Source organism: Streptomyces sp. M41(2017) (assembly GCF_002078175.1).
Classification (GTDB): Bacteria; Actinomycetota; Actinomycetes; order Streptomycetales; family Streptomycetaceae; genus Streptomyces.
In genome coordinates this window covers 4,936,327-4,950,894 of sequence record NZ_MWFK01000001.1, presented here as the reverse complement: position 1 = coordinate 4,950,894, position 14,568 = coordinate 4,936,327, and the positions used below count along the sequence as shown (strand labels likewise).

Sequence of the window (14,568 nt, the reverse complement as noted above, 5' to 3'; positions counted from 1 at the left end):
TCCCCGGCAGTCCCGCATGGAGCGGGAACCGGCGGGCAGGCGTGGATGCGGGACGGGCCGGCGGGACACCTCCCGCCGCCCCGCGTCACATGACAGACCGGCGGGACCACCGAAGGAGCACCGACATGACCGACACCGTCGAGCTCGACGCACTGTGGGACGAGTTCCACAGCGTGGTGAACATGACCTCCCAGGAGCTCGCGGCCTGGTTGCGGGCCGGTGAGACCGGCGAGACCGCCATGGGCAGCGAGCCGCCGCCCGGACGGCCGGGCGCGCCGACCGGCCTGCTGGTCCTCGCGCTCCTCCAGAAGCGCCGCGCCGATCTCACCGACGAGGACGTCGCGGCCATGTACGAGGTGATCGACACCGTGGAGGCCGAGGCGGACGGTCAGGACGCGGGAGCCGACGACGAACGCGTGCGCCACCGGCTGATGACCCTGGGCCACGATCCGCTGAGGCGCCGGCGGTGAGCGCCCCTCCGCCGGCCGGCCGGAGACCGGGTGGCCGGGGATCGACGGTCCCCCGGACCGGGCACCCCGTGGATGGCACACTGCTCGCGCACCCGGCCGGGCAGCCGCCGGCGGGGTGAACAGGCCGAACGGAACAGGGAGTTGTCGTATGACGGGGACCGAGTCCGCAGCGGACCGGATCGACACCAGCAGGCCCCATCCGGCACGGGTGTACGACTGGTATCTGGGCGGCAAGGACAACTACCCGGTCGACGAGCAGCTCGGGCAGCACATCATGTCCCTCGATCCGGGCGCCCCGCGGGCCGCGCGCAGCAATCGCCGGTTCATGCAGCGGGCCACCCGCCACCTGGTCCGCACGGCGGGAATCGGCCAGTTCCTCGACATCGGCACGGGCATCCCCACCGAGCCCAACCTCCACCAGATCGCGCAACGGACCGCTCCCGACGCCCGCGTGGTGTATGTCGACAACGACCCCATCGTGCTGGCCCACGCCGAGGCACTGCTGCGCGGCACCCCGGAGGGGATGACGGAGTACATCCAGGCGGACATCCGCGAGCCGGGGAAGATCCTGGCCGAGGCCGGCCGGGTGCTCGACCTCGACCGGCCCGTGGCCCTGTCCCTGATCGCGCTGATGCACTTCGTCGCCGACGAGTCCGGCGCGTACGAGCTGGTGGAGACGCTGATGGACGCGCTGGCGCCGGGCAGTTGCCTCGCGCTGTCCGCGATGACCGCCGACTTCGAGCCGGAGAACGTACGGCGGGGCATCGAGACGTACGCGCGCGGCGGGGTCACGCTCGTGGGCCGGTCGCACGCCGAAGTGGGCCGCTTCTTCACGGGACTCGACCTCGTCGAGCCGGGGATCGTCTCCGTGAAGGACTGGCGTCCCGACCTCGCGGAGAACGAGAGCCCGATCGGTGACGGGCCGGTGTCCCTGTACGGCGGGGTCGGCTTCAAGCGCTAGAGCGCCGCCCCCGCCGCCGGAACCCCGCCGGCCCGCTTACCCCCGGCCGACCCGCGCTCAGCGGCGCTCGGCCGGGGCGGGGTCGGCCTCGGCCGGCCCCGCCAGGTCGGCCTGGACCGGGCCGTCGTCGATGAAGCCGCCCGACTGGTGGCGCCACAACGTGGCGTAGGCGCCCTCGCACGCGAGCAGTTCCCGGTGGGTGCCCTGCTCGACGATGCGTCCTCGGTCCAGGACGACGAGCCGGTCCATGGTGGCGACCGTGCTCAGCCGGTGTGCCACCACCAGCGCCGTGCGCCGCTCCATGAGCCGCCACAGCGCCTCCTGGACGAGGATCTCGCTCTCGGAGTCCAGGGCGCTGGTCGCCTCGTCGAGGAGCAGGATCGGCGCGTCCCGCAGGATCGCCCGGGCGAGCGCGACCCGCTGGCGCTGGCCGCCCGACAGCTTGATGCCCCGCTCCCCCACCATCGTGTCGAAGCCCTCGGGCAGCGCGTCGGCGAACTCGGTGACATGGGCCGCCTCGGCCGCGCGCCGGATCTCCGCCTCGGTGGCGTCCGGCCGCGCGAAGGCGATGTTGTCCCGCAGGGTGCGGTGGAACATCGCGGGGTCCTGCGGAACATAGGCGATCAGGCTGCGCAGGTCCGCCTGACGCAGCCTGCTGATGTCCTGACCGCCGATCAGGATGCGGCCCGCGTCGATGTCCGTCATCCGCAGCAGCAGCCGGGTGAGGGTGGTCTTGCCGCCCCCGGACCGGCCGACCAGACCGACCTTCGTGCCGCTCGGCACCTCCAGTTCGAGCCCCGCGAACAGCGGCTTCGCCCCTCCGTGCGTGAAGTCCACCCGTTCGAAGCGGACGTCGGCGGCCCGGGAGCGCAGCGGCTCCGGGGCGACCGGGTCGAGCACGGTCGGCGGTGTCAGCAGCAGCTCGGTGAACTGCGCCGCCTCCGTCATCGAGCTCTCCAGACGCCGGTAGATCTGGTTGAACTCGAACATGATGCGGGTCGCGTTGGCGTAGTACGTGAAGGCGACGACGACGGCCTCCACCCCGTGCCCGCCCCCGGCGAGCGCGACCGCGAGCAGCAGGCCGAGCGCGTTGGTCAGGACCGACATCGGCGCGACCAGTGTGTCGATGCGCAGGTTGCCGTAGTCCCAGGACCGCAGGGTGAGCCGGCGGGACACGGCGACCCGCGAGCGGTGTTCGGCCGCCTCCCGTCCCTCGGCCGCGAAGGCCCGGACGGTGTCCATGTTCATCAGGCTGTCGGCGACATGGCCGGACACCCGGGCGATCGCCTCCTCCCGCTGCGCGACGAGTGCCTGCCGGCGGCGGATGAGCGGCACCACGCACAGCCCCGTCACCGCGATCATCGCGAGCAGTCCGACGACCAGCAGCGGCTCGTAACGCCACAGGATCACCGAACCGAACACCAGCGGTACGGAGCTGCCGACGACCTGGAAGGTCATCGTGTCGACGAACTCCTCGAAGCGGGTGGCGAAACTCAGCACGCGCTTGGTCAGCGACCCGGCGAAGTTGTCGTGGAAGAACGACGCGTCCTTCGCGAGCAGTTCGTCCATGCCGATCACGTAGAGGTGCTCGACACCGAGGGCGTCGAGGCGGTTGAGACAGTGCAGGCCGAGCCGCCACAGGGCCTCGGCGAACAGCAGGACGCCGCCGAAGCCGAGCACGTACGGCAGGGCCGCGCCGACGGAGACGTCCTCGCCCTCGGCGATGCGGCCCACGAGCTTGGCGACGATGAGCGGCGCGACGTAGCTGATGCCGATGTTGCCCAGCGCGGGCAGCAGCATGGCGGGCCCCGTCAGTCCGCGGAGCCGGCGCAGCTCCCGGCCGTAGTGACGCAGCGCGAGGGCCACCGGGCCCTTGCCGGGTAACGCGCTGCCTGATTCAGGTGATGCCATCCCCAACCCCGTGTCGTCGTGGGCAGCCCTGTCGGCGCGTGCGCGGGGGAGCTGCCGGTGCGTGAAGGGACCGCGCGGAGTGCGGTACGGCCGGCCGGCGGCCTTCAGTGTCCCGTGACGACCTCCGGGCGGTCCACGCGTTTTTCTCGGCCACCGGGGCACGGCCCGGTGGCACGGGGTCGCGCGGAGGGGAGGCGGAAAGGAGAGCGTGCGACGGCGTGGACGGCGCGCGGACACGACGAAGGCCGCTTCCTCATCGCTGAGAAAACGGCCTTCGAACCACGACTCCTCGAGTCGGGACGACAGGATTTGAACCTGCGACCCCTTGACCCCCAGTCAAGTGCGCTACCAAGCTGCGCCACGTCCCGATGCCCGTCTGACCTGGGGTTTCCCCTGGCTGGACGTGCACGGAAACAATACCGCACTCGTACCCGTGGTCGCGCACCCGTTTTCCGCGGGGCGCTCGCGCAGCGGCGTCCGAAAACGTTCGACGGATCACCGCCCACGCTTGACCTGAAGTTTGGTTGAGGTTGCACGCTCGTCCTCATGACGATCACCGCGAAGCACAGCCACACCTACGCCGACCTGCCCCGACTGATGGGCCTGATGACGGGGGACGAGAAACACGGCCCGGCGGCGACCTCCACTCTGGACGCCCTGTGGGTCCTGTACGACCGGGTCCTGCGCGTGCGCCCCGAGGGGACGGACGACCGGGGACGGGACCGGTTCCTCCTGTCGAAGGGGCACGGTCCGATGGCCTACTACGCGGTGCTCGCGGCGAAGGGTTTCCTGCCGGTGGGGTGGCTCCCCGGCTTCGGCTCGTACGACTCGCCGCTCGGGCACCATCCGGACCGGGTGCTGGTGCCGGGCGCGGAGATCGGCAGCGGGTCGCTCGGCCACGGACTGCCGATCGGGGTCGGGACGGCACTCGGCCTGCGCGCGCAGGGGCTCGACGATCCGCGGGTGTGGGTGCTGATCGGCGACGCGGAACTGGACGAGGGCAGCAACCACGAGGCCATCGCTTACGCGGGACCGGCCGGGCTGGACCGGCTGCACACCGTCGTGATCGACAACTCCTCGGCCACTCACGCCCGCCCTGGCGGGATCGCGGCCCGGTTCGAGGCGGCCGGCTGGTCCGCAGCCACCGTGGACGGCCGCGACCACGAGGCCCTGTACGCGGCCTTCACGGCCGCGCATCCGGGCCGCCCGCGGGTGGTCGTGGCCCAGGTCGAGCCGAAGAACCCGTGACCGCCCGGGCTCCCCGCGTCCCCTCGCTCCTCCCCCTCTTCACCGCCCTTCACCGCTTCCAGGAAAGGACCCGCACTCATGGACACCATGCGTGACCGTTTCGCCCCCGCCGTCTCACGACTGCTCGACGAGGACCCGCGCGTCGCGGTCGTGCTCGCCGAGATCGGCGCGGACGGCTTCGCGGAGGCCCGGCGCAGGCATCCGGACCGGGTGATCAACGTCGGCATCCGGGAGCAGCTGCTGATCGGAACGGGCGCGGGTCTGGCGCTGACCGGTCTGCGGCCCGTGGTGCACACCTTCGCGAGCTTCCTGGTGGAGCGGCCCTTCGAGCAGGTGAAGCTGGACCTGGGACACCAGGACGCGGGCGCGGTCCTGGTCAGCGCGGCGGCCTCCTTCGACTGGCCCGCCGGCGGCTTCACCCACATGGCGCCGGGGGACGTGGCCCTGCTGGACACGCTCGACGGCTGGACGGTGCATGTTCCCGGGCACCCCGACGAGGCGGAGACACTGCTGCGGCACGCCGTCGCCGCCGGGGACGAGAAGGTGTACGTCCGGTTGTCCGTGCAGGCGAACACGCGCCCGCTCGGTGTCGACGGGTCCCGCTTCCGCACCGTCCGGGAGGGGCGCGAGGGCGTGGTCGTCGCCGTCGGGCCGATGCTCGACGCCGTGCTCGCGGCCACCGGGGGACGCGACGTGACCGTGCTCTACGCGACCACCGTGCGCCCCTTCGACGCGGCCGCCCTGCGCGGCGCCACCGAGACGGCGGGCACCGATGTCGTCCTGGTGGAGCCCTACTTGGCCGGTACCTCGACGGCCGCGGCGGGTGACGCGCTCGCCGACGTGCCCCACCGCGTCCTCGGTCTCGGTGTCGGCCGCCGTGAGCTCCGGCGCTACGGGACCATGGAGGAGCACCTGGTGGCGCACGGTCTGGACGCCCGGTCCCTGCGGGAGCGGATCGACGCCTTCCTCGCGGCCCGCGTGGGGGTCTGAGGCGCGGTCGTCCGCCGCCCGCGCCCGGCGGGACGCTCCGCTCAGCCGGCCCGGCGTCCGTCCTCGCGGGCCGGTGCGGCGAGCGCGGCGTTGGCCCCGATCCGGGGCACGGGACCGTCCACGCGGACCAGCTCGCGTATCGCGGGGACCGAGAGCAGGGCAGCGGCCACGACGAGGCTCATGACCCCGCCGATGAGCAGGACGCGGTCGGCGCCGAGTGCGGCGGCCGCGGGGCCCGCGAGCGCCTGGCCGACGGGCATCATCGCCAGGGAGCCGGCCACGTCGTAGGCATGGATGCGGTTGAGGACGTCGGGGGCGACCTGCGTCTGCACGCTGGTCGCCCACATGACACCCCAGACGGACATCCCCGCGCCGGCTATCACCGCTCCCGCGGAGATGGCCCCCACGCCCAGCCCGGCGCCCACGGAGGCGGGGAAGCAGGCGAAGGCGAAGAGGGCGAACGAACCGGCGCGCAGCATGCGGCGCGGCCGCAGGCGCAGGGCGACGAGCCCGCCCACGACCGTGCCCGCGCCGAGGGCGGAGTTGATCAGTCCGTAGGCGCGCGGGCCGTGCTGCTGCACCACCTCGGTCGCCACCAGGGGGACGGTCGGACCCCAGACGGCGATCATGTAGACACACCAGATGACGATCACGCCCCACAGCCAGGTGCGTGCTCTGAACTCCCGCCATCCCTCGGCGAGATCGGCGCGGAACGTGGCGCCGTGCCTCCGGCTCCCGGGAGCGGCCGGCGGCAGGCGGAGCAGCAGCAGGCACAGGGCGCTGAGGCCGAAGGTGGCCGCGTGGGCGACGAAGACACCGCCGGCGGAGGCGAAGGCGACGAGCAGGCCCGCGAGGGCGGGGCCACCGAGCTGGGCGCCGGACTCGGCGATGCGGATGGCGCCGTTCGCCCCCTGCACGTCGGTGGCGAGGCGCGGCACGGTGCTGGCGACCCCGGGCTGGAAGACCGCGCCCGCGACGCCGTTCACCGCGCCGATCAGACAGATCTGCCAGAGGACGACGTGGTCGGTGAAGAAGAGTGCGGCGGCCACGGACTGGGTCACGAGCCGCACCAGGTCGGCGCCGATCATCAGCTTGCGGGTGCTGAAGCGGTCGGCGATCACGCCGCCGAAGATGACCAGTCCGGCGAAGGAGGCGGCGGACGCGGCCATGGCGAGCCCCACGGCGCCCACGCCGTACCCGTACTGCAGGAGTCCGGCGGCCAGGGCCACGGGCAGCATGGTGTCGCCGAGCCGGGCGAGGGCCCGGGCGACGAAGAACAGGGCGAAGTCCCGCGACCAGACGGACGGTGGCGTCCGCTCGGCAACGATGTCGGCGCGGAACGGGCCGGTGCCCGAGGGGCCGACATCGACCTGCCCGCCGTCGGGCCCACGTGCCGGAAGCAGCCCTTCACGTGACGGCGCGTGGACGCCTCGCGATGCCGGGGGCGGGGTGCCCCGCTCCCCGCCGGCGGGCTCCTCCGCCGCGCGGATCGACGGCCCCGCGCACTGCGGCTCCTCACCCGATGACGTCCTGGTCATCCTGCTCGCAGCCCTCCCCTGGCCCTGCCGCACGACTCCCCCACGAAGTCGTCCGTCCCGCACCCCACTCCTGTTTCCGGATCATGCCACGGGGCACCGACAACGCCGGAGGCGTTTCAGTCGGCGGACGGACGCCCCAACTCGGGGTGGGCCTCGATCAGTCGGGGCGTGGCCGCCTGGCGCCAGGAGTCGGCGAGGATGTCCCGGAGTTCGTCCTCGTCCTCCAGCGCGGCGAGCCGGGCGCGGACCCAGGCGAATCCGGCCTCGTGGTCGGCGATCCAGAACTTGCCCGGTTCGGCCAGGACCAGTTCGTCGCGCTCCTCCTTGGGGCAGCGCACGGCGATGGAGGTCTCGGCCTCGGGCATCGTGGCGAACATCTTGCCCGCGACCCGGAACGTGGGCATGCTCCAGGCGATCTTCTCCGTCGTGTCCGGGAGGGAGAGGGCGATCCGTCGTACGTCTTCGGCATCCGGCATGAGACGCACGGTAGCCAACGGCACTGACATCGGAGGGCCGAAGCACCACGTCAGAGGGTGCTCGGGGGTCACCCCGCCGAGCGAGCGTCGCCTTCGGCGGCGTCCGTCTCCAGCCGCTTGTAGAAGATGGTCGTCGGACGCAGTTCGCCCGTCGGTGTCGTCGCGTAGTCGGGGATCGCCCCGAGGCGGGTCCAGCCGGCCGAGAGGTACAGGGACTCGGCGGGGCTGTCCGTCTCGGTGTCCAGGTGGAGGAGGGTGACGCCCGCGGCGGCGGCCCCGGTCTCCGCGGTGGTCAGGAGCCTGCGCCCGAGGCCCTGGCCGCGGCCGTCCCGGTGCACCATGAGTTTGACGAGTTCGGCGCGGTGGCGGCTGTTGGGCTTGTCCGGGCGGACGAGGCTCACGGTGCCGAGCAGCCGGCCGCCGCGACGGACCGTCCAGACGTCGAGGTGTCCCGCCGCGACGGCGGTCGCCCGCTCCTCCCACCAGGCGACGGCGGCCCTCCGGTCGAGCGGCGCGAGGAACCCGATGGAGGCGCCGCCGGCCACGGTGTCGGTGAGCAGATCGGCCAACTCGGCTACCGAGGAGCGGACTTCGGTCGCGGTGAGCCGGGAGACGGTGATCGCGGGGCCGCTCACGGGAGCACCACCGCCAGCGCGTAGCGCACGCCGTCGGGTCCGGGGCAGCGGAAGCGCGTCGGGCCCCACACCCGCAGCCGGAGGCAGTCGCCGGGTCCGAGCCGGTGCTCGACGTCCTGCGCGGTCACGTCGAGCGATCCGTCGAGGACCCAGATGTGCTGCTCCAGGCCGGGCACGGGAGGCCGGTCGTACGCGATGTCGGCGCCGGCCGCCAGTCTCCCCTCGACGAGTTCGCCCCGCAGTCCGGCGTGCGGCGGCGACACCGACCGGCGCTCGAAGCCGGAGGCCCGGTCCGTCCAGACCGCCTGGTCGGCGGCGCGGACCAGCAGCGCGGGTTCCGCCTCGACCTCGCTCAGCACCTGGGACATGGTCCGCCCGTACACATGGCAGAGGCGGTTCAGGAGCGAGGCCGTGGGGCTGATCTCGGCGCGCTCGGCACGGGACAGGGTCGAGCGGCTGACGCCGCTCCGCTCCGCCAACTCGCCGAGGGACCAGCCCCGTTCGGCCCTCAGCTCCGTCAGTCGCGCCCCGAGCCGGGCATCCACCGCGTCGACGGCGTCGAGATCCTCGTTTCCCATATCCGGGATGCTATCCCAGATATGGGAACTGATCTCAGTCGTCCGTGGCGGCGTGCGTCAACGCCTCCAGTACGGGCCGGATCAGCGGATGGTCCTCGGCGCCGCGACGGACGGCGGCGAAGACGCGGCGGGTGGGTGCGACGCCGTCGACGGGGCGGACGACCACACCCGTGAGTTCCATCCCGCGCAGCGCGGAGCGGGGCACCAGGGCGACACCGGCGTCGGCGGAGGCGAGGGCGACGACGGCGCGGAAGTCGTCCGAGGAGTGTTCGAGGCGCGGCTGGAATCCCGCGTTCTCACAGGCCAGGACAACCACGTCATGGCAGGGGTTGCCCGGGTAGGGGCCGATCCACGGATCCTTGGCCAGCTCGGCGAGCGGCACCTCCTCGGCGTCGGCCAGCCGGTGGGTGACGGGGACGACCGCGTCGAAGGGTTCGGCGTAGAGCGGCACGTGGGTCAGACGCGGGTCGTCCGCGTCCGGCGCCCCGCGGTACTCGACGGCCACGGCGATGTCGACCTGCCGGTCGAGCACCATCGGCAGGCTGGCGTCGCCCTCGGCGTCCTGGACGCGGAGGCGGATCCCGGGGGCGGCGACGGCGAGGCGGGTCAGGGCGGGGGCCACCACCAGGGCGATGCCGGTGGCGAAGGAGGCGACCGTGACCGTACCGGCCGAACCCGAACCGTAGGCGGCCAACTCGGCTTCCGCCCGCTCCAGTTGGGCGAGGACGGCGTTGGTGTGGCCGAGCAGGATCTCGCCGGCGGGCGTCAGCCGTACGCCTTTGGCGCCGCGCTCGACGAGTCGGTGGCCCGTCTCCTGTTCCAGGGCGGTCAGCTGCTGCGAGACCGCCGAGGGGGTGAGATACAGGGCGGCGGCTGCCGCGGTCACCGTGCGGTGGTCGGCCACCGCACGGAGGATGTGGAGCCGCCGTGCTTCGATCATGCGACCGATTCTCTCAGGTCACACGGGCTTTCCGGTCATCAGGCGGACCGGGCCCGGCCCGTGCGCCGGGCGACGGACCGCCCGGCGTCCATGCCCCCCGGAGCGGCTCGCGCCGTCCGGGGACCATGGGCCGGGCAGACCGTCAGGCGGCGTCGAGTTCCGCCCGCGCCGCCACGAAGGCGTCCACGGCACGGTTGACGTCCTCGGTGGAGTGTCCGGCGGACAGCTGCACGCGGATCCGGGCCTTGCCCTGCGGGACGACCGGGTACGAGAAGCCGATCACGTACACGCCGCGCTCCAGGAGCAGCTCGGCCATCCGGCCGGCGACCGAGGCGTCACCGATCATCACGGGCGCGATGGCGTGGTCGCCCGGGAGGATGTCGAAGCCCTCCGCGGTCATCCGGGAGCGGAACAGCGCGGTGTTCTCGGCGAGCCGCACCCGCAGGTCGTCGGCGGACTCCAGCAGGTCGAGGACCTTCAGGGAGGCCGCGGCGATCACCGGGGCGAGGGTGTTCGAGAAGAGGTACGGGCGGGACCGCTGGCGCAGCAGGGCGACGATCTCGGCGCGGGCGGCGACGTAGCCGCCGGAGGCGCCGCCGAGGGCCTTGCCGAGGGTGCCCGTGATGATGTCGACGCGGTCCATGACGCCGTGCAGCTCGGGGGTGCCGCGGCCACCGGGTCCGACGAAGCCGACGGCGTGCGAGTCGTCGACCATCACCATGGCGTCGTAGCGGTCGGCGAGGTCGCAGATCTCCTTGAGGGGGGCGACATAGCCGTCCATGGAGAAGACGCCGTCGGTGACGATCAGCCGGCGGCGGGCGTCGGAGGCCTCCTTGAGCTGCGCCTCCAGGTCGGCCATGTCGCGGTTGGCGTACCGGAAGCGGCGGGCCTTGGAGAGACGGATGCCGTCGATGATCGAGGCGTGGTTGAGGGCGTCGGAGATGACCGCGTCCTCGGCGCCGAGCAGGGTCTCGAAGACACCGCCGTTGGCGTCGAAGCAGGAGGAGTAGAGGATCGTGTCCTCCTGGCCGAGGAACGCGGACAGCCGCGCCTCCAGCTCCTTGTGGACCTCCTGCGTCCCGCAGATGAAGCGCACGGAGGCCATGCCGTAGCCCCAGCGGTCGAGGGCCTCGTGGGCGGCGGCGACGACCTCGGGGTGGTCGGCGAGACCGAGGTAGTTGTTGGCGCAGAAGTTCAGGACCTCACCGGGGCGGCCGCCCGCGGTGACGCTCACGGTCGCGGACTGCGGACTGCCGATGACGCGCTCGGGCTTGTACAGCCCGGCTGCGGTGATCTCTTCGAGGGTGGTGCGCAGGTCGTCACGGACGGAGTCGAACATCATCAGTTCCTTAGAGTCCTCAGAGGGTCCAGTCGAGGATGACCTTGCCGCCACGACCGCTGGCGGCGTCGGCGAACGCGTCCTCGTAGTCGCGGAATCCGTACCGGCCGGTGATCACGGGCGCGAGGTCGAGGCCGCCCTCCAGCAGGACCGACATCGCGTACCACGTCTCGAACATCTCGCGGCCGTAGATGCCCTTGATCGTGATCATGGAGGTGACGATCCGGGACCAGTCGACCGGGAACTCCTCGGAGGGCAGACCCAGCATCGCGATCCGGCCGCCGTGCGTCATGTTGGCGATCATGTCGCGCAGGGCCTCGGGGCGGCCGGACATTTCCAGGCCGATGTCGAAGCCCTCACGCAGGCCGAGGGTGCGCTGGCCGTCCGCGATCGTCGAGCCCGCGACGTTGAGCGCCAGGCTGACCCCTATCTTGCGGGCCAGTTCGAGGCGCTCCTCGCTGACGTCGGTGATGACGACGTTGCGGGCGCCCGCGTGGCGGGCCACGGCGGCGGCCATCAGGCCGATCGGCCCGGCTCCGGTGATCAGGACGTCCTCGCCGACCAGCGGGAACGACAGGGCCGTGTGGACGGCGTTACCGAACGGGTCGAAGATCGCGGCGACATCGAGGTCGACCGGGACGCGGTGCACCCACACGTTGGCGGCGGGCAGCACGACGTACTCGGCGAACGCGCCGTCGCGGCCGACGCCGAGGCCGACCGTGGCACGGCAGAGGTGACGGCGGCCCGCGAGACAGTTGCGGCACTTGCCGCAGACGAGGTGCCCTTCACCGCTGACCCGGTCACCGACGTTGATGTCGGCGACGTCGCGGCCGGTCTCGACGACCTCGCCGACGAACTCGTGGCCGAGGACGAGCGGCGTGGTGATGGCCTGCTGCGCCCAGCCGTCCCAGTTCCGGATGTGCAGGTCGGTGCCGCAGATGCCGGTCCTGAGGACCTTGATCAGCACGTCACCGGGGGCTGCTTGCGGCTCGGGGACGTCCGTGAGCCAGAGCCCGGGCTCCGCCTTCTCCTTGACCAGCGCCTTCACGCGACGGCTCCTGTGGGGTGAGGTCCCGGAAAGGGCGCGCCGAAGGCAGCCCGTGCCGGGGAGAGGGGTGAATTCTCTGAGGAATCTGCCCTACGACGGTACCTCCGGTCCATCGAGGATTTCTTAAGCGCGGCCCCAGCTTTCCTTCACGCCCGGGATTTCCCCGGTCCCTTTTCCGCCCTCACGGGTTTCCCTCCCCCGACTTCCCGGCGTCCGGAATCCGTAGGTCGGCCCGGTGACACCAAGGCTGTTCACCTGTGTCGAGGTCGGTCGCCGGACGGACGGAAGGCCGGTGCTCCGTCGGGCGGCCGCACGTCAGAAGCCCTGGGACCCTTCCCGCCGTTCGAGTTGTCCGGCCAGTTCCGCGGCCATCGACTTGATGGTCTCCAGGCCCGCCTTACCCCACGGCCGGGGTTCGACGTCCTCGACGCAGATGGTGCCGAGCGCGATACCGGTGCTGTCGATCAGCGGAGCGCCGAGATACGAGCGCACGCCGATCTCGTCGACGAGCGGATTACCGGCGAAACGCGGATAGTCGCGGACGTCCTCCAGGACGAGCGCCTTGCGGCGGACCACGACGTGCGGACAGAAGCCGTACTCCCGGCCCATCCGGCGGCCCACCGGCCGCGCGGCGCCGTCGGCCGCCGTGGCACCGCCGTCCGTCCGGCCGTCCCGGTCCGGGGTGTGCAGGCCCGCGAAGAACTGCTGTTCCTCATCGATGAAGGTGACCTTCGAGTACGGGGCGGCCGCGACCTCGGCCAGGCGGTCGGCGAACGCGTCGAAGGCCGGCTCGGCCCGTTCCCCGAGCCCGAGCCGGCGCAGCCGCCGCACCCGGGCCGGGGCGTCCTTGTCCTCGGGGGTCAGCAGCAGGCGGCCGGACGGCCGGGGCGGGTCGTAGCTCATGCCCGTGCTCCCTGCCCCGGCGCCCGGACCGGCGCGTGGGCCAGCAGGTGGCGGACCAGGGTGAGCAGGGTCTGTACACCCGAACTGGAGATCCGCGCGTCGCAGGGCACGACCGGGATCCCGGGGTCGAGGTCGATGGCCGCGCGCACCTCGTCGGGGCTGTAGCGGTGTGAGCCGTCGAACTCGTTCACCGCGACGATGAAGCCGAGGCCGCGCTGCTCGAAGAAGTCGACCGCCGCGAAGCAGTCCTCCAGCCGGCGCGTGTCCGCGAGGATCACCGCGCCGAGCGCGCCCTCGGAGAGTTCGTCCCACATGAACCAGAACCGCTCCTGTCCGGGCGTGCCGAACAGGTAGAGCACGTGTTCCGGGTCGAGGGTTATCCGGCCGAAGTCCATGGCGACGGTCGTCTCGACCTTGTTCTCGATGCCGTCGAGGTTGTCGGTCGCCGCGCTGACCGTGGTGAGCAGTTCCTCCGTGCTGAGCGGCGCGATCTCGCTCACCGCGCCGACGAAGGTCGTCTTGCCGACTCCGAACCCGCCCGCCACCAAGATCTTCAGTGCGGTGGGGAACAGGTCAGAGCTGTCGTCGTAGTCCATCGAGCACTGCCTCCAGAAGAGACCGGTCAGTGGGGTTGTGGTGGAACTCCGGGGGCTTCGTGGTGAGGACCCCGCAGTCGACGAGGTCGGACAGCAGCACCTTGGTGACCGCCGCCGGCAGCTTCAGGTGAGCGGCGATCTCCGCGACGGAGACCGGCGCCCGGCACCGTTCGAGTGCCTGGCTGTGCTCGGGCCCCAGATAGCCGAGGGGTGTGGCTCCGGTGGCCCTGACCTGCGAGAGGAGGTCGAGCGCGGTCGACGGCCGGGTCCGGCCGTTGCTCACGGTGTAGGGCCGCACCAGGCGCCCCGCCGCGTCGTCGAGCCAGGGCCCGTCGCCGGCCGTTGCCACGCTCAAGACCTCATCGCCGGGGTTTCGACGGCGTGCTGCCGGGGCGCGGTGACCAGGTAGGGCCGCACGCTCTTGACCAGCATCGCCATCTCGTAGCCCAGCACCGCGGCGTCCGCCTCCCGGCCGGCGAGCACGGCGAGACAGGTGCCGGAGCCGGCCGTGGTGACGAACAGCAGGGTCGAGTCGAGTTCGACGACGACCTGCCGGACGTCGCCGCCGTCCCCGAAGCGCACGCCCGCGCTGCGCCCGAGGGAGTAGAGGCCCGACGCCAGCGCCGCCATGTGGTCGGCGCTGTCCGGGTCCAGGCCGTGGACCGACTTCACGAGCCCGTCGCAGGAGAGCAGCACGGCGCTCGTGGTGTGGGGTACGCGCTGGACGAGGCCGCTCATCAGCCAGTCGAGGTCGGAAACGTGGCCGGTCGGCGCATCGCTCGCCATGGGGGATCGACTCCTTGAGGTACGAAGGTCCGCGGGAGCGGTGGGGGGCGGTGTGGGGGTGGTGGTGGGGGTGGTCATCCGGCCGGTGCGCTCCCGTCGTGCCGGCCGGTGCGGTCGTGTCCGGGCGCGGTGTCCCGGTGCTCGTACGG

Annotated in this window: 16 protein-coding genes and 1 tRNA gene; 4 read left to right on the top strand and 13 right to left on the bottom strand. The window is 72.3% G+C overall.

Annotation, left to right across the window (positions count from 1 at the left end; translation table 11 throughout):
* Positions 1-125: 125 nt before the first annotated feature.
* Entirely contained in the window at positions 126-470 is a 345-nt protein-coding gene (locus B0675_RS21610; protein ID WP_081220454.1) for a DUF3140 domain-containing protein, read from the top strand.
* Positions 471-618: 148 nt separating this feature from the next.
* A complete protein-coding gene (locus tag B0675_RS21605) occupies positions 619-1,431 on the top strand; it encodes an SAM-dependent methyltransferase (RefSeq protein WP_081220453.1) in 813 nt (270 codons plus the stop codon).
* Between the two features lie 57 nt (positions 1,432-1,488).
* Here B0675_RS21605 and B0675_RS21600 read toward each other — a convergent pair whose 3' ends face one another.
* Together B0675_RS21600 and B0675_RS21595 are read right to left on the bottom strand one after the other, a co-directional pair.
* Positions 1,489-3,342: an ABC transporter ATP-binding protein gene (locus B0675_RS21600; RefSeq protein ID WP_081220452.1), complete on the bottom strand. Its 1,854-nt coding sequence runs from the start codon at positions 3,340-3,342 to the stop codon at positions 1,489-1,491.
* A gap of 294 nt (positions 3,343-3,636) precedes the next feature.
* Positions 3,637-3,710, bottom strand: a tRNA-Pro gene (locus B0675_RS21595).
* Between the two features lie 178 nt (positions 3,711-3,888).
* Here B0675_RS21595 and B0675_RS21590 point away from each other — a divergent pair.
* Entirely contained in the window at positions 3,889-4,590 is a 702-nt protein-coding gene (locus B0675_RS21590; protein ID WP_081220451.1) for a transketolase, read from the top strand.
* A 78-nt stretch (positions 4,591-4,668) separates the two neighbouring features.
* Positions 4,669-5,580 (top strand): transketolase, encoded by a 912-nt coding sequence (locus tag B0675_RS21585; protein ID WP_081220450.1) that lies wholly within the window; start codon positions 4,669-4,671, stop codon positions 5,578-5,580.
* A 41-nt stretch (positions 5,581-5,621) separates the two neighbouring features.
* Here B0675_RS21585 and B0675_RS21580 read toward each other — a convergent pair whose 3' ends face one another.
* From B0675_RS21580 to B0675_RS21530, 11 genes are all read right to left on the bottom strand, one after another.
* Positions 5,622-7,118: an MFS transporter gene (locus B0675_RS21580; protein ID WP_241539833.1), complete on the bottom strand. Its 1,497-nt coding sequence runs from the start codon at positions 7,116-7,118 to the stop codon at positions 5,622-5,624.
* A gap of 116 nt (positions 7,119-7,234) precedes the next feature.
* Positions 7,235-7,594: an MmcQ/YjbR family DNA-binding protein gene (locus B0675_RS21575; RefSeq protein ID WP_081220449.1), complete on the bottom strand. Its 360-nt coding sequence runs from the start codon at positions 7,592-7,594 to the stop codon at positions 7,235-7,237.
* A 68-nt stretch (positions 7,595-7,662) separates the two neighbouring features.
* Complete coding sequence (locus tag B0675_RS21570) at positions 7,663-8,214, bottom strand: GNAT family N-acetyltransferase (protein WP_081221930.1); 552 nt, start codon at positions 8,212-8,214, stop codon at positions 7,663-7,665.
* 11 nt (positions 8,215-8,225) lie between these two features.
* The gene (locus B0675_RS21565) at positions 8,226-8,807 is read right to left on the bottom strand and encodes a helix-turn-helix domain-containing protein (RefSeq protein WP_081220448.1); all 582 of its coding nucleotides are present in this window, start codon (positions 8,805-8,807) and stop codon (positions 8,226-8,228) included.
* Positions 8,808-8,841: 34 nt separating this feature from the next.
* A complete protein-coding gene (locus B0675_RS21560) occupies positions 8,842-9,747 on the bottom strand; it encodes a LysR family transcriptional regulator (protein WP_081220447.1) in 906 nt (301 codons plus the stop codon).
* Positions 9,748-9,889: 142 nt separating this feature from the next.
* Entirely contained in the window at positions 9,890-11,086 is a 1,197-nt protein-coding gene (locus B0675_RS21555; protein ID WP_081221929.1) for a glycine C-acetyltransferase, read from the bottom strand.
* Positions 11,087-11,105: 19 nt separating this feature from the next.
* Entirely contained in the window at positions 11,106-12,134 is a 1,029-nt protein-coding gene (gene tdh, locus B0675_RS21550; RefSeq protein WP_081220446.1) for an L-threonine 3-dehydrogenase, read from the bottom strand.
* A 315-nt stretch (positions 12,135-12,449) separates the two neighbouring features.
* Complete coding sequence (locus B0675_RS21545; protein WP_081220445.1) at positions 12,450-13,037, bottom strand: GAF domain-containing protein; 588 nt, start codon at positions 13,035-13,037, stop codon at positions 12,450-12,452.
* A complete protein-coding gene (locus B0675_RS21540; RefSeq protein ID WP_081220444.1) occupies positions 13,034-13,633 on the bottom strand; it encodes an ATP/GTP-binding protein in 600 nt (199 codons plus the stop codon). Before B0675_RS21540 ends, B0675_RS21545 begins: the two co-directional genes overlap by 4 nt.
* A complete protein-coding gene (locus B0675_RS21535; RefSeq protein ID WP_081220443.1) occupies positions 13,611-13,982 on the bottom strand; it encodes a DUF742 domain-containing protein in 372 nt (123 codons plus the stop codon). Before B0675_RS21535 ends, B0675_RS21540 begins: the two co-directional genes overlap by 23 nt.
* Positions 13,983-13,984: 2 nt before the next feature.
* Positions 13,985-14,419, bottom strand: a complete 435-nt coding sequence (locus B0675_RS21530; RefSeq protein WP_081220442.1) for a roadblock/LC7 domain-containing protein — start codon at positions 14,417-14,419, stop codon at positions 13,985-13,987.
* Positions 14,420-14,568 lie beyond the last annotated feature (149 nt).

Coding starts and splice junctions, on each gene's coding strand:
- B0675_RS21610 (WP_081220454.1), top strand. CDS start 126: ATGACCGACACCGTCGAGCTCGACGCACTGTGGGACGAGTTCCACAGC.
- B0675_RS21605 (WP_081220453.1), top strand. CDS start 619: ATGACGGGGACCGAGTCCGCAGCGGACCGGATCGACACCAGCAGGCCC.
- B0675_RS21600 (WP_081220452.1), bottom strand. CDS start 3,342: ATGGCATCACCTGAATCAGGCAGCGCGTTACCCGGCAAGGGCCCGGTG.
- B0675_RS21590 (WP_081220451.1), top strand. CDS start 3,889: ATGACGATCACCGCGAAGCACAGCCACACCTACGCCGACCTGCCCCGA.
- B0675_RS21585 (WP_081220450.1), top strand. CDS start 4,669: ATGGACACCATGCGTGACCGTTTCGCCCCCGCCGTCTCACGACTGCTC.
- B0675_RS21580 (WP_241539833.1), bottom strand. CDS start 7,118: ATGACCAGGACGTCATCGGGTGAGGAGCCGCAGTGCGCGGGGCCGTCG.
- B0675_RS21575 (WP_081220449.1), bottom strand. CDS start 7,594: ATGCCGGATGCCGAAGACGTACGACGGATCGCCCTCTCCCTCCCGGAC.
- B0675_RS21565 (WP_081220448.1), bottom strand. CDS start 8,807: ATGGGAAACGAGGATCTCGACGCCGTCGACGCGGTGGATGCCCGGCTC.
- B0675_RS21560 (WP_081220447.1), bottom strand. CDS start 9,747: ATGATCGAAGCACGGCGGCTCCACATCCTCCGTGCGGTGGCCGACCAC.
- B0675_RS21555 (WP_081221929.1), bottom strand. CDS start 11,086: ATGTTCGACTCCGTCCGTGACGACCTGCGCACCACCCTCGAAGAGATC.
- B0675_RS21545 (WP_081220445.1), bottom strand. CDS start 13,037: ATGAGCTACGACCCGCCCCGGCCGTCCGGCCGCCTGCTGCTGACCCCC.
- B0675_RS21540 (WP_081220444.1), bottom strand. CDS start 13,633: ATGGACTACGACGACAGCTCTGACCTGTTCCCCACCGCACTGAAGATC.
- B0675_RS21530 (WP_081220442.1), bottom strand. CDS start 14,419: ATGGCGAGCGATGCGCCGACCGGCCACGTTTCCGACCTCGACTGGCTG.